Raw genomic sequence first — 14,406 nt, forward strand, 5'->3', positions numbered from 1 at the left:
ACTGTCTATTCACAAAACAAATAACACAGGAAAGCAGAGGTGGGGCAACGAATTCCCGTTACGCTCGGCAATATTACGCCGCTGGCGCTTAAGCCGTTTCATCCCGGCCAGCTTGCACTGGTGTGCGAGGGCGGTGGGCAGCGCGGCATCTTCACGTCCGGCGTGCTGGACGAGTTTATGCGTGCGCAATTCAACCCATTCGACCTGTTTTTAGGCACCTCCGCGGGGGCGCAAAACCTCTCTGCCTATGTCTGTAACCAGCCGGGCTACGCCCGCAAAGTGATCATGCGTTACACCACCTCGCGGGATTTCTTTAACCCGGTGCGCTTCGTTCGCGGGGGGAATCTTATCGATCTCGACTGGTTGTTAGATTCCACCGCCAGCCAGATGCCGCTGGCGATGGACACGGCATCTCGGCTGTTCGACACCGGCAAAGAGTTCTGGATGTGCGCCAGCAGGGGTGATGACTACACACCAGGCTATTTTTCACCGCAGAAAGAGAACTGGCTCGATATCATTCGTGCCTCCAGCGCCATTCCGGGGTTCTATCGCACTGGCGCAATGCTTGATGGTGTGAGCTATCTTGACGGCGGTATCAGCGATGCGGTACCGGTGCAGGAAGCCGCGCGCAGAGGGGCAAAAACCATTGTGGTGATCCGCACGGTGCCTTCACAAATGTACTACACCCCGCAGTGGTTCAAGCGCATGGAGCGCTGGCTGGGGGAAAGCAGCCTGCAACCGCTGGTGAATATCGCCCAGCGACATGAAGCGAGCTACGGCGCAATGCAACGCTTTATCGAAAAACCGCCGGGTAAGCTGCGGATCTTTGAGATCTATCCACCGAAACCGTTGCTGAGCATGGCGCTGGGCAGCCGTTTACCTGCGCTGCGTGATGACTATAAAACGGGTCGGCTCTGCGGGCGCTATTTCCTGGCAACGGTAGGTAAACTGCTGGCCGAACACCCGCCTTTCCGTCGGCATAAACGGATCATAACGCCACCTGCCATTGTGGCCAATGACGCACTGGCTATGCCGCGAGTCGACATTCCACAGGCGAATGACACCACATTTGATAACGAGGATCTGGCGTGACGCACCGCTTTGTCGATACCCATTGCCACTTTGATTTTCCGCCCTTTACCGGTAATGAAGAACAGAGCATCGAACGCGCCGCACTGGCGGGCGTACAGGCGATCATCGTGCCTGCTATTGAAGCGGCTTACTTCGACCGTGTGCAGGATCTCGCCCGGCAGCATGATGCGCTGTACGCCGCGCTCGGCCTGCATCCGATAGTCATTGAGCACCATCTGGACGAGCACATCGACAGGCTGGACGAGATATTACGCGCGCCGGAGAAGAAACGGGTGGCCATTGGTGAGATCGGCCTGGATCTCTATCGCGAAGATCCGCATTTTGAACGCCAGCAGACGATCCTCGACGCGCAGCTCCGGCTGGCAAAGCAGCACGATCTGCCGGTGATCCTCCACTCGCGTCGTACCCACGACAAACTGGCTCTGCACCTGAAACGCATGAATTTGCCCCGAACCGGCGTGGTGCACGGGTTTTCCGGCAGTTTGCAGCAGGCGGAACGTTTTATCGGGCTGGGCTATCGCATTGGTGTTGGCGGGACGATTACCTACCCGCGAGCAAGTAAGACCCGGGATGTGATGGCACAGCTACCGCTGACGGCGTTATTGCTGGAAACCGACGCTCCCGATATGCCGCTGAACGGTTTCCAGGGGCAACCTAATCGTCCGGAACAGGCGGCGCGCGTGTTCGACACGCTGTGTGAACTGCGCAGCGAGCCTGCGGATGTGATTGCGGATGCCTTGCTGAACAACACCCGCTCGCTGTTTGGCATTGCGCTATAGATAGAGCGCCGGGCGGATCACAGCGATCTGTTCGTTTTCCAGCGCCAGTGCCAGTGGCTCAATATCGGCGGGCGTTGCGCTACGCCAGCTGGTCGCCTCGCCGTAAACCCCCTGGGCATGAAACGCGTTGATCCTCACCGGGACATTGCCCAGCGAGCGAATAAACACGATCAGCGGCTTCACATGTTCCAGATAATCGCACTTGTCAGGGATAACCAGTAACCGTAGTTCGGTCAGCCGGTTATGCTGTGCCAGCAAGCGGATGCTGTGCTTAATTTGCGGGTTTTCACGCCCGGTCAGGTAGCGGTGATGTTCGTTTCCCCAGGCTTTGAGATCCAGCATGGCGCCATCAAGAACCGGCAATAACTTCTGCCAGCCGGTTTCCCCGAGCAGGCCGTTACTGTCAACCAGACGGGTCAGATGATGAAGGGCTGGCTCTGCTTTCATTGCCGTGAACAGTGCCACCAGGAACGGTAGCTGCGTTGTGGCCTCACCGCCGCTCACAGTGATGCCATCAATAAACGGCGCGACTTTGCGAATGTGCGCGAGGATATCGTCCACGCTGAAGCGTTGCGCCATCGGTGTGGCCTGCTGCTGGCAAAGATGCAGGCAGGTATCACACTGTTTGCAGTCGCTTTCCTGCCACCAGACTCGCCCGGCCTGAATATTCAGCGCATCGTGCGGACAATGGGGAACGCAATCGCCGCAGTCGTTGCAGCGGCCGATGGTCCATGGGTTATGGCAGGTTTTACAACGCAGGTTACAGCCCTGGAGGAACAACGCCAGGCGGCTGCCTGGCCCGTCCACGCAGGAGAAGGGGATAATCTGACTAACTAAAGCGCATCTGTTGTTCATGGCTTACCACCCGTGGCTGGCGATCCAGGATACGTGTATTGCGTGCGGCTTCTTCTCCAAGCCAGGTGGTCTGGGTGCGCGACCCTTCTTCGCGGTATTTTTGCAGGTCTGATAATCGCACCATGTATCCGGTCACGCGGACCAGATCGTTGCCCGCCACGTTGGCCGTAAACTCGCGCATTCCGGCGTTAAAGGCCCCCAGACACAGTTGTACCACTGCCTGCGGGTTACGTTTTACCGTCTCCTCCAGGGTCAAAATATCGCTGATACCGGAAGGATAATGCTGGTGGTGTGGCGCAACCGCCAGCAGATGGCTAATCGGGTCGGGTTCATCGCCGTACGGCAGACGTGCGCCAGGTGTTGTCCCGATGTCTGAACTTATCCCGGACTGCGCGTGCAGCAGGGCGTGGTGATTCCAGCCATGCTTCACCGGCGTGTTTTCAACAAAGGCGGCGAGCTGCGCGCTGATGCGATAGCCCAGCGCGTTGGCCTGTTCATCTTTACCGTAACGCCCGTCGATCCCGGCTTTTTCACACAGCGTATTTACCGCCTCAGCAAGGCCATACATGCCAAACATCGGTACAAAACGATCGGCCTCTATCAGCCCCTCTTTCACCAGGAAGCTATTCTCAAAGAAGCCCGATTGTTCGTACAGGAAGTCGCAGCGCGCATTGATGATGGCGATTTGCTGCTGACAGTAGTGTGGAAGCGTGCGGGTGAAGAAATCATCAGGCGAGTCGCTCTGTTCAGCAATGGCTTTCAGATTGAGGCGTACCAGCGTGCTGCCACCACCTGCCAGCGGCAGAGAGTTGTAACAACTGACCACCCCATAACGGCCTTTTGTGAAAATTTTATCATTCATCGGACCGTTAGAAATATGAGGTTTGCTGCACTCGCAAATATTTTTCGCCACTTCAAGCAGCAGGTCATCTGATGTAATTTCAGGATCATAAATAAAGGTTAAATTCGGCGCGACCTGCTTCAGCTCAGCATCCGCGCGCAAAATTGCCCGTGTGACAGGCGTATCCACCGGGCCGATATTGGCGTGCATAAAGGCATCCGGCAGCGTTCTGTCGAGATAGCGCCAGAAACGTTTTATTCGGCTATCGATTTCTTCTTGTGTTAGAATTCTAACATAAGGTTGCAGCAACGCATCGAGCTGGCCCAGATACACGGGCATTGATGTGACTGACGGAACATGGTGGTAAAGGATGGTTAACAATGAGAGGGCATCATCAAGGTCTTTCGCGCCTTCCAGCTCCAGCCATTCTGAACCGTTCGCCAGAAATTTTGCGTAATCCGGCAGAACATAACGGGGTTTGTAAGGGGCGTGGCCTTCAAACATGTCGCAGATAAACCCCGCGTCCAGCGCCGCTCTGGCGGCCTGCGGTAACGCAGGATAGGGAAGGGCGTTTTCCGCCTCCAGCGCCAGAAAATGACGTTTTTGCTCAGGTGTGAGTACCGGGCTTGTCACAATGTGCTGGCAACGTTGTTGCAGGGCGTCATGGCTGGAGTGGGACATATTCACTTCCTTTATTGTTCTGCGATTGATGAGCGGATTGTAGGAAGTCACCCCACGGAGGCTTTTGATCCGACAGGGGTAATCGCTGCTTTAGTCAGCAGTTTGAGCAGTAAAGTTTGAAGTTGATCTCATTGCAGCAATGCAAATTTGTACGAAGTTTTCATTAACTGTGATGAATGTCGAAGTGTGAATGCGAGTGGATGTTAGAATACTAACAGAGCCGCAAGGTGAAATTTTATACGGCGATGCCGTTGGAGAATGTTATGACCGATTTAACTGCAAGCAGCCTGCGTGCGTTGAAACTGATGGACCTGACCACCCTGAACGATGACGACACCAATGAGAAAGTCATCGCTCTGTGCCATCAGGCGAAAACGCCTGTCGGTAACACCGCAGCTATCTGTATCTACCCACGCTTTATCCCGATTGCACGTAAGACTCTGAACGAGCAGGGCACCCCGGATGTGCGTATTGCAACCGTGACTAACTTCCCGCACGGCAATGACGATATCGAAATCGCCCTGGCAGAAACCCTCGCGGCGATTGCTTACGGTGCTGACGAAGTTGACGTGGTGTTCCCATACCGCGCGCTGATCGCGGGCAACGAACAGGTTGGTTTTGACCTGGTGAAAGCCTGTAAAGACGCCTGTGCGGCGGCAAACGTACTGCTTAAAGTGATCATCGAAACCGGTGAGCTGAAAGAAGAATCCCTGATCCGTAAGGCCTCTGAAATCTCCATCAAAGCCGGTGCCGATTTCATCAAAACCTCTACCGGTAAAGTGCCGGTTAACGCCACCCCGGAAAGCGCACGCATCATGATGGAAGTGATCCGCGATATGGGCGTGTCCAAAACCGTTGGTTTCAAACCAGCAGGCGGCGTGCGTACCGCAGAAGACGCGCAGACATTCCTGGCGATTGCCGACGAGTTGTTTGGCGCCGACTGGGCCGATTCCCGTCACTACCGTTTCGGTGCATCCAGCCTGCTGGCGAGCCTGCTCAAAGCTCTGGGTCACGGCGACGGTAAGAGCGCAAGCAGCTACTGATTGCCAGACAATGCCGGATGACGCTTCGCTTATCCGGCCTACAGGATCGTAGGGCGGGTAAGCATCGCGCCACCCGCCACAACTCCCCCGATTCCGCATGGAGGTTACCGTGTTTCTCGCACAAGAAATTATTCGTAAAAAACGTGATGGTCATGCATTAAGCGACGAAGAGATCCGCTTCTTTATCAACGGCATTCGCGATAACACCGTCTCTGAAGGGCAAATTGCTGCTCTGGCGATGACCATCTTCTTCCATGATATGTCGATGCCTGAGCGTGTCTCGTTGACCATGGCGATGCGAGATTCAGGGACCGTTCTGGACTGGAAAAGCCTCAACCTTAACGGCCCGATTGTTGATAAACACTCTACCGGTGGTGTGGGTGACGTTACCTCACTGATGCTTGGCCCAATGGTTGCGGCCTGCGGTGGTTATATCCCGATGATCTCCGGGCGTGGCCTGGGTCACACCGGCGGCACGCTCGACAAACTGGAAGCCATTCCGGGCTTCGACATCTTCCCGGATGACAATCGCTTCCGCGAAATTATTAAAGACGTTGGTGTGGCAATTATCGGCCAGACCAGCTCTCTTGCACCGGCAGACAAGCGTTTCTACGCCACCCGCGATATTACCGCGACCGTTGACTCCATCCCGCTGATCACCGCCTCGATCCTCGCCAAAAAACTGGCAGAAGGCCTGGATGCGCTGGTGATGGACGTGAAAGTGGGCAGCGGGGCGTTTATGCCAACCTATGAACTTTCTGCCCAGCTTGCCGAAGCGATCGTTGGCGTCTCCAACGGTGCTGGCGTGCGCACCACTGCGCTGCTGACGGACATGAATCAGGTGCTGGCATCCAGCGCAGGTAATGCCGTTGAAGTGCGTGAAGCCGTGCAGTTCCTGACAGGTGAGTACCGTAACCCACGTCTGTTCGACGTCACTATGGCGCTGTGCGTTGAGATGCTTATCTCCGGCAAGCTTGCCAAAGACGATGCCGAAGCGCGGGCGAAATTGCAGGCCGTGCTGGATAACGGCAAAGCGGCGGAGATCTTCGGTCGCATGGTGGCCGCGCAGAAAGGCCCAACTGATTTCGTGGAAAACTACGCGAAATACCTGCCGACTGCGACGCTCAGCAAAGCGGTTTATGCCGATACCGAAGGTTTTATTTCCACCATGGACACCCGTGCGCTCGGCATGGCCGTGGTGTCGATGGGCGGCGGTCGCCGTCAGGCTTCGGACACGATTGATTACAGCGTTGGCTTTACCGATATGGTTCGCCTGGGCGACAGCGTTGACGGCCAACGTCCGCTGGCGGTAATCCACGCGAAAGATGAAAACAGCTGGCAGGAAGCGGCGAAGGCGGTGAAAGCGGCCATTGTGCTTGACGATAAAGCACCAGAAAGCTCACCTTCGGTCTATCGTCGCATCACCGAATAACTGTATACTGATCTGATCGCTATTTTTTGAAGCACTACGTACGGAGAACAATTATGAAACGTGCATTTATTATGGTGCTGGACTCATTCGGCATCGGCGCAACCGAAGATGCAGAACGTTTTGGTGACGTGGGTTCCGATACCATGGGTCACATCGCTGAAGCCTGTGCCAAAGGCGAAGCGGACAACGGTCGTAAAGGCCCTCTGACTCTGCCAAACCTGACCAGCCTCGGCCTGGTGAAAGCGCATGAAGGCTCTACCGGTAAAATCGCAGCCGGTATGGACGCGAACGCGGAAGTGGTGGGCGCATACGCCTGGGCGCACGAGCTCTCTTCCGGTAAAGATACGCCGTCTGGCCACTGGGAAATCGCTGGTGTTCCGGTTCTGTTCGACTGGGGCTACTTCTCCGATCACCAGAACAGCTTCCCGCAGGAGCTGCTGGATAAACTGGTGAAACGCGCAAACCTGCCGGGTTACCTCGGTAACTGCCACTCCTCCGGTACCGTGATTCTGGATGAGCTCGGTGAAGAGCATATGAAAACCGGCAAACCGATTTTCTATACCTCTGCTGACTCCGTGTTCCAGATTGCCTGCCACGAAGAGACCTACGGCCTGGATAAGCTGTACGAGCTGTGCGAAATCGCCCGTGAAGAGCTGACCGAAGGCGGCTACAACATTGGCCGTGTTATCGCGCGTCCGTTTATCGGCGACAAAGCGGGTAACTTCCAGCGTACCGGCAACCGTCATGACCTGGCCGTTGAGCCGCCGGCACCGACGGTGCTGCAAAAACTGGTTGAAGAGAAAGACGGCCACGTGGTTTCCGTGGGTAAAATCGCGGATATCTATGCCAACTGCGGTATCACCAAAAAAGTGAAAGCCACTGGTCTGGATGCGCTGTTCGATGCCACCATCAAAGAGATGAAAGAAGCGGGCGACAAGACCATTGTCTTCACCAACTTCGTGGATTTCGACTCCTCCTGGGGACACCGTCGTGATATCGCTGGTTATGCTGCGGGTCTGGAGCTGTTCGACCGCCGTCTGCCAGAGCTGATGGAGCTGGTGGGTGAAGATGACATTCTGATCCTGACCGCTGACCACGGCTGTGACCCAAGCTGGACCGGTACTGACCACACCCGTGAGCACATTCCGGTGCTGGTGTATGGTCCAAAAGTGAAACCGGGTTCTCTGGGCCACCGTGAAACCTTCGCGGATATTGGCCAGACAATTGCAAAATACTTTGGTACGTCCGACATGGAATATGGCAAGGCCATGTTCTGATGTCATTGCCCGGTGGCGCTTCGCTTACCGGGCCTACGGTTTTGTAAGCCGGGTAAGGCGCAGCCGCCACCCGGCAAAACAACAATATAAAAGGAACTGAAGATGGCAACTCCACACATTAACGCAGAAATGGGCGATTTCGCTGACGTTGTTCTGATGCCAGGCGACCCGCTGCGTGCGAAGCACATTGCTGAAACCTTCCTGGAAGACGTGCGTGAAGTGAACAACGTGCGTGGCATGTTGGGCTTCACCGGGACTTACAAAGGCCGCAAAATCTCTGTCATGGGTCACGGTATGGGTATCCCATCCTGCTCCATCTACACTAAAGAGCTGATCACCGATTTCGGCGTGAAGAAAATCATCCGTGTAGGCTCCTGCGGCGCGGTTCGTATGGACGTTAAGCTGCGTGACGTGGTTATCGGCATGGGTGCGTGCACCGATTCTAAAGTAAACCGTATGCGTTTCAAAGATCATGACTTTGCTGCGATTGCAGACTTTGGCATGGTGCGTAACGCGGTTGACGCAGCCAAAGCGCTGGGCGTTGATGCTCGCGTGGGCAACATCTTCTCTGCCGATCTGTTCTATGCACCAGATGGCGGTGAAATGTTCGACGTGATGGAAAAATACGGCATCCTGGGCGTGGAAATGGAAGCGGCAGGTATCTACGGCGTAGCGGCTGAGTTTGGTGCAAAAGCGCTGACCATCTGCACCGTGTCTGACCACATCCGTACGCACGAGCAGACCACTGCGGCTGAGCGTCAGACCACCTTCAACGACATGATCAAAATCGCGCTGGAATCCGTTCTGCTGGGCGATAAAGAGTAATTCTGTCTCTTCCCTCCCTCTCCCTGTGGGAGAGGGCCGGGGTGAGGGCACCAGGCCGCACCTAGCGAACAGCCCGCGCAATCCACGCCGACAATTCACGCAGCTCTTTTTCCTGTTCCGGGAAATCCACCAACAACGCATCACACTCCTGTTGAAGTACGTCCGGGTGATAAAGACAGCCCTGCAAACGTGCCGCCAGCGCTTCTAACGGGGCCGGGTTCAGGCTATCGGTAAAGACCTGTGTCCGGGTGATATGACCTTTCTCAACGTCAAAATGCAGCTCCACGCCGCCCCAGGTAAAGCGCTCATCCAGCAGGTGAGAGAACGCCGGTGCCTGACCAAAGTTCCACTCCCAGCTGCTCTGACGGGCGAAAGTTTCCGCGAAGTTCGGCAGATCGGGCGTTTTGTCGGGTGAAATCACCTCTGCTTCGACGCGTTCGCCGTAATAGGCAAAGAACGCCTCGCGGATAGCATCGCAAATCTGTTCGTGCGTGACGCCAGGCAGCAGTTCAACCAGATTCGCGACGCGGCCGCGCACGGAGGTGATGCCTTTGGCCTGAAGCTTTTTCTTGTCCGGGTTGAGATAGTTGGCCAGACGGCTGAGATCGGCGTTGAGCAGCAGCGTGCCGTGATGGAAACCGCGGTCTTTGGTTTCGCGATACGCCGAGCCGGAAACCTTACGATCGCCTTCCTCAGTGCTGACCACCAGATCGTTACGCCCGGACGCTTCAGCCTGAACGCCAAGCGCATTCAGGGCGTTGAGCACAATGGCCGTGGAGATGGTTTTGTCGTACTCCGGTTTACCCGCCATAAAGGTAAAGCAGGTATTACCCAGGTCGTGAAATACCGCGCCACCCCCGCTGCTTCGGCGTGCCAGACGGACGTTATCCTCTTCCATACGCCGCGTGTTGCACTCTTTCCATGGGTTTTGCGCCCGGCCAATGACCACGGTATCGGCGTTACGCCACAGGAAAAGCACGCGTTGGGTAGCGGGCATCTGGCGGAAGATGCACTCTTCCACCGCGAGGTTAAACCAGGGATCGTACGAGTCAGAGATAAGCAGGCGTAATGTCGTCATGGCAAAGTTCCTTTTCCGAATCATTCGCCTACTTTATCACTAATCTTTCTTCTCGCTCTCTTCCTCTTCGGGAATCGATTTGCTGGCGGTCAGCAGGAAGGGCGATTGCTGCCAGCGTGTGCGTTTCCCCTGCAACAGGGTACGCGCCAGCACCACGCCAATGGCCAGCGAAAGCAGCAACATCAGGCGCAGAATATTGGTGGTGTTATCCACCTGTTTGGCTTCGGTAGGCAGCGTGTGGGTGTCGAGCGTCAGGCGCAAATAGCCCAGCGGGCCATTTTTCCCCTGAATCGGTTCGACGATTTGCTGGTTGAAGTAGCCCCCGGCTTTTTTACCGTCCAGCGCCAGCCTGTCGCGCACGTCGACGTGCTCACCGGCGCGGGCGATCAGGTCGCCCTGTTCGTCATAGACCCCGGCGTCCAGAATACGGCTATTCTCCGTCAGCAGGCGTAATACCTGGCCTATCCGCTTGTCGTCCGGCGTTTCCGTACGCATAGACGGCGCAACGTTAAGGGTCACCTGGCGCGCCAGCGTGCGGGCAAGTTCTTCAAGTTGCGGATTGCGTTGCCGTTGATGATTCTGGCTAAACCATGATGCCCCTTGCATCAGCGCCACCAGGAGCGCCAGACAGATAAGAACAATCACGGCGCGATGAAGCCGGAATTTCAGTTTTGCGCGAGCCATATTCCACCTGCTGAAAATTTACGGCTTAATGTTGCCAGAAGTGATGGTTACAGGGTAGCCTCATGCGTTATTTTCCCTCTGGAACCTTCCGGCGCGAACGAAATTACAGGAGCTTCAATGCCGAACATTACCTGGTGCGACCTGCCAACGGATGTCTCTTTATGGCCAGGATTGCCGCTCTCTTTAAGTGGTGATGAGGTGATGCCTCTGGATTACCACGCCGGTCGTAGCGGCTGGCTGCTGTACGGACGTGGCCTGGACAAGCAACGCCTGACGCAATATCAAACCAGGCTGGGTGCGGCGATGGTGATTGTCGCGGCCTGGTGCGTGGAAGATTACCAGGTTATTCGCCTGGCCGGCTCCCTGACGCAGCGCGCCACGCGCCTGGCGCACGATGCCGGGCTGGACGTCGCCCCGCTGGGCAAAATCCCGCATCTGAAAACACCTGGTTTACTGGTCATGGACATGGACTCTACCGCCATCCAGATCGAGTGCATCGACGAAATCGCCAAACTGGCCGGCAGCGGCGAGCTGGTAGCGGAAGTTACAGAACGTGCGATGCGCGGTGAACTGGACTTCACTGCAAGTCTCAGACAACGCGTGGCGACCCTGAAAGGGGCTGATGCCAACATTCTGCGTCAGGTGCGTGATGAGCTGCCGCTGATGCCAGGGCTGACGCAGCTGGTGCTGAAGCTGGAAACGCTGGGCTGGAAAGTCGCAATCGCGTCTGGAGGTTTCACCTTCTTTGCCGATTACCTGCGTGACAAGCTGCGTCTGACCACCGTGGTGGCGAACGAGCTGGAAATCATGGATGGCAAACTCACCGGTCAGGTGATTGGCGATATCGTGGACGCCCAGTACAAAGCCAATACGCTGAACCGTCTGGCAGAGAAATATGAAATTCCGGTCGTGCAGACCGTGGCGATTGGCGATGGTGCCAACGATCTGCCGATGATCAAAGCAGCGGGTCTTGGCATTGCTTACCATGCCAAGCCAAAAGTGAATGAAAAGACGGAAGTCACTATCCGTCATGCTGACCTGATGGGGGTGTTCTGCATTCTCTCTGGCAGCATCAATCAGAAATAGTTTTGCGTTTGTAGGCCGGGTCAGCGTGAGCGTCACCCGGCTCACAGGCGGCACTGAAATAACGAGGTAAACCGTGGCGAAAGCTCCAAAACGCGCATTTGTCTGTAATGAATGTGGTGCGGATTATCCACGCTGGCAGGGGCAATGCAGTGCCTGTCATGCCTGGAACACCATTACCGAAGTGCGTGGTGTGGCGGCTTCGCCGAGCGTTGCCCGCAATGAACGCCTGAGCGGCTATGCGGGAAATGCCGGTGTGGCGAAAGTTCAGAAGCTCTCGGACATCAGCCTGGAAGAGTTGCCACGTTTCTCTACCGGATTCAAAGAGTTCGACCGTGTGCTTGGCGGTGGTGTGGTGCCGGGGAGCGCCATTCTCATCGGTGGTAACCCGGGGGCGGGCAAATCGACCCTGTTGCTGCAAACCCTGTGCAAACTCGCCGAGCAGATGAAAACCCTGTACGTCACGGGGGAAGAGTCATTGCAGCAGGTGGCGATGCGTGCGCACCGTCTGGGTCTGCCGACCGGTAACCTGAACATGCTCTCGGAAACCAGCATCGAACAGATCTGTATGATCGCTGAAGAAGAGCAGCCGAAGCTGATGGTGATCGACTCCATCCAGGTGATGCACATGGCGGATATCCAGTCTTCGCCGGGCAGCGTGGCTCAGGTGCGCGAAACCGCAGCTTATCTGACGCGTTTTGCCAAAACGCGCGGCGTGGCGATTGTGATGGTCGGCCACGTGACCAAAGATGGGTCGCTTGCCGGGCCAAAAGTGCTCGAACACTGTATCGACTGTTCGGTGATGCTCGACGGCGATGCGGACTCCCGTTTCCGTACGCTGCGTAGCCATAAAAACCGCTTTGGCGCGGTAAATGAGCTGGGCGTCTTTGCCATGACCGAACAGGGGCTGCGTGAAGTCAGTAACCCGTCAGCCATCTTCCTCAGCCGTGGTGATGAAGTCACCTCCGGCAGTTCGGTGATGGTGCTCTGGGAAGGGACGCGCCCGCTGCTCGTTGAAATTCAGGCGCTGGTGGACGTGTCGATGATGGGCAACCCGCGGCGCGTGGCGGTTGGCCTGGAGCAGAACCGGTTAGCTATCCTGCTGGCCGTGTTGCACCGTCACGGTGGCCTGCAAATGGCGGATCAGGATGTCTTTGTTAACGTGGTGGGCGGTGTGAAAGTCACCGAAACCAGCGCTGACCTCGCCTTGCTGCTGGCGATGGTGTCCAGCCTGCGCGACAGGCCACTTCCTCAGGATCTGGTGGTCTTTGGCGAAGTAGGCCTTGCCGGGGAAATTCGCCCGGTGCCAAGCGGCCAGGAGCGTATCTCTGAGGCGGCCAAACATGGGTTCCGTCGGGCCATTGTGCCAGCGGCGAACGTGCCGAAAAAAATTCCGGAAGGGATGCAGGTCTTTGGCGTGAAGAAACTCGCAGATGCATTAAGTGTCTTTGACGACTTATAATTATACCCGTCACGATGTTGCAGGAGGCACCGTAATTAATGTCAGCATTTGACTATCTCAAGACCGCAATCCGCCAGAAAGGCTGCACCTTGCAGCAGGTGGCGGATGCCAGCGGTATGACCAAAGGCTATCTGAGCCAGCTGCTGAATGCCAAAATCAAAAGCCCCAGTGCGCAAAAGCTGGAAGCATTGCATCGCTTCCTGGGGCTTGAATTCCCGCGTATGCAAAAGAACATCGGCGTGGTTTTCGGCAAGTTTTACCCGCTGCATACCGGGCATATCTACCTGATCCAGCGTGCCTGTAGCCAGGTTGATGAGCTGCACATCATCATGGGTTACGACGAAAAACGTGACCGCGAATTGTTCGAAGACAGCGCCATGTCGCAACAGCCGACGGTGCCGGATCGCCTGCGCTGGCTGCTCCAGACCTTTAAATATCAGAAAAATATTCGTATTCATGCGTTCAATGAAGAAGGGATGGAGCCGTACCCGCACGGCTGGGACGTGTGGAGCAATGGCGTGAAAGCCTTTATGGAAGAGAAGGGGATCGCACCTGACTGGATCTACACCTCTGAAGAGCTTGATGCCCCGCAGTTCCGCGAGCATCTGGGTACCGAAACGGTGCTTATCGATCCAAAACGCACCTTTATGAGCATCAGCGGGGCGCAGATCCGTGAAAACCCGTTCCGCTACTGGGATTACATTCCAACCGAAGTGAAACCGTTTTTTGTGCGTACGGTAGCCATTCTGGGCGGGGAGTCGAGCGGTAAGTCGACGCTGGTCAACAAGCTGGCGAACATCTTTAACACCACCAGTGCCTGGGAGTACGGACGTGATTATGTCTTCTCCCATCTGGGTGGGGATGAGATGGCACTCCAGTATTCCGACTACGATAAGATTGCCCTTGGACACGCGCAGTACATTGATTTTGCCGTGAAATACGCCAATAAGGTGGCGTTTATCGATACCGATTTCGTCACCACGCAGGCGTTCTGTAAAAAGTACGAAGGGCGCGAGCACCCGTTCGTCCAGGCGCTGATTGATGAATACCGCTTCGACCTGGTGATCCTGCTGGAAAACAACACGCCGTGGGTGGCCGATGGGATGCGCAGCCTTGGCAGCTCGGTAGACCGAAAAGAGTTCCAGACCATGCTGGTGGAGATGCTGCGTGAGAACAACGTGGAGTTTGTCCATGTCGAAGAGTCCGACTATGACAATCGCTTCCTGCGCTGTGTGGAGCTGGTGAAGGAAATGATGGGCGAGCAGGGGTAACTT

Annotated in this window: 13 protein-coding genes; 9 read left to right on the forward strand and 4 right to left on the reverse strand. The window is 56.0% G+C overall.

Annotated elements, in window-relative coordinates; all coding sequences use genetic code 11:
- Window positions 1-39: 39 nt before the first annotated feature.
- Both N1249_RS03100 and N1249_RS03105 read left to right on the forward strand, forming a co-directional pair.
- Window positions 40-1,092: a patatin family protein gene (locus N1249_RS03100; protein ID WP_259834480.1), complete on the forward strand. Its 1,053-nt coding sequence runs from the start codon at window positions 40-42 to the stop codon at window positions 1,090-1,092.
- Window positions 1,089-1,871: a TatD family hydrolase gene (locus N1249_RS03105; protein ID WP_259834482.1), complete on the forward strand. Its 783-nt coding sequence runs from the start codon at window positions 1,089-1,091 to the stop codon at window positions 1,869-1,871. Before N1249_RS03100 ends, N1249_RS03105 begins: the two co-directional genes overlap by 4 nt.
- On the opposite strand, the gene N1249_RS03110 is transcribed toward N1249_RS03105, so the two are convergent.
- A complete protein-coding gene (locus N1249_RS03110; RefSeq protein WP_259834485.1) occupies window positions 1,866-2,726 on the reverse strand; it encodes a YjjW family glycine radical enzyme activase in 861 nt (286 codons plus the stop codon). The genes N1249_RS03105 and N1249_RS03110 overlap by 6 nt on opposite strands.
- Window positions 2,701-4,248: a YjjI family glycine radical enzyme gene (locus N1249_RS03115; protein ID WP_259834487.1), complete on the reverse strand. Its 1,548-nt coding sequence runs from the start codon at window positions 4,246-4,248 to the stop codon at window positions 2,701-2,703. The genes N1249_RS03110 and N1249_RS03115 overlap by 26 nt, the downstream gene beginning before the upstream one ends.
- Window positions 4,249-4,511: 263 nt before the next feature.
- Between N1249_RS03115 and deoC the strand changes: the two genes are divergently transcribed.
- The 4 genes from deoC to deoD all read left to right on the forward strand — a co-directional run bounded on the left by deoC (window position 4,512) and on the right by deoD (window position 8,825).
- A complete protein-coding gene (gene deoC, locus N1249_RS03120; protein WP_259834489.1) occupies window positions 4,512-5,291 on the forward strand; it encodes a deoxyribose-phosphate aldolase in 780 nt (259 codons plus the stop codon).
- A gap of 109 nt (window positions 5,292-5,400) precedes the next feature.
- Window positions 5,401-6,723 (forward strand): thymidine phosphorylase, encoded by a 1,323-nt coding sequence (gene deoA / locus N1249_RS03125; RefSeq protein WP_259834491.1) that lies wholly within the window; start codon window positions 5,401-5,403, stop codon window positions 6,721-6,723.
- 53 nt (window positions 6,724-6,776) lie between these two features.
- Window positions 6,777-8,000, forward strand: a complete 1,224-nt coding sequence (gene deoB, locus N1249_RS03130; protein WP_259834492.1) for a phosphopentomutase — start codon at window positions 6,777-6,779, stop codon at window positions 7,998-8,000.
- A 102-nt stretch (window positions 8,001-8,102) separates the two neighbouring features.
- Entirely contained in the window at window positions 8,103-8,825 is a 723-nt protein-coding gene (gene deoD, locus N1249_RS03135) for a purine-nucleoside phosphorylase (RefSeq protein ID WP_100777730.1), read from the forward strand.
- Window positions 8,826-8,886: 61 nt separating this feature from the next.
- Here deoD and lplA read toward each other — a convergent pair whose 3' ends face one another.
- Both lplA and N1249_RS03145 read right to left on the reverse strand, forming a co-directional pair.
- A complete protein-coding gene (gene lplA / locus N1249_RS03140; RefSeq protein ID WP_259834495.1) occupies window positions 8,887-9,903 on the reverse strand; it encodes a lipoate--protein ligase LplA in 1,017 nt (338 codons plus the stop codon).
- 39 nt (window positions 9,904-9,942) lie between these two features.
- Window positions 9,943-10,587, reverse strand: a complete 645-nt coding sequence (locus N1249_RS03145) for a YtjB family periplasmic protein (protein WP_014068808.1) — start codon at window positions 10,585-10,587, stop codon at window positions 9,943-9,945.
- A gap of 117 nt (window positions 10,588-10,704) precedes the next feature.
- Between N1249_RS03145 and serB the strand changes: the two genes are divergently transcribed.
- The 3 genes from serB (at window position 10,705) to nadR (ending at window position 14,403) form a co-directional block, all read left to right on the forward strand.
- Complete coding sequence (gene serB / locus N1249_RS03150; RefSeq protein WP_259834498.1) at window positions 10,705-11,673, forward strand: phosphoserine phosphatase; 969 nt, start codon at window positions 10,705-10,707, stop codon at window positions 11,671-11,673.
- A 73-nt stretch (window positions 11,674-11,746) separates the two neighbouring features.
- Window positions 11,747-13,132, forward strand: a complete 1,386-nt coding sequence (gene radA / locus N1249_RS03155; protein WP_217187665.1) for a DNA repair protein RadA — start codon at window positions 11,747-11,749, stop codon at window positions 13,130-13,132.
- 38 nt (window positions 13,133-13,170) lie between these two features.
- Window positions 13,171-14,403 carry a multifunctional transcriptional regulator/nicotinamide-nucleotide adenylyltransferase/ribosylnicotinamide kinase NadR gene (nadR, locus tag N1249_RS03160; RefSeq protein ID WP_259834502.1) on the forward strand — a complete coding sequence of 411 codons (1,233 nt, stop codon included), beginning with the start codon at window positions 13,171-13,173 and terminating at the stop codon, window positions 14,401-14,403.
- Window positions 14,404-14,406 lie beyond the last annotated feature (3 nt).

Origin of the sequence: Enterobacter sp. CP102, from assembly GCF_025152625.1 — a bacterium.
In the GTDB taxonomy this organism is placed as follows: Bacteria; Pseudomonadota; Gammaproteobacteria; order Enterobacterales; family Enterobacteriaceae; genus Enterobacter; species Enterobacter soli.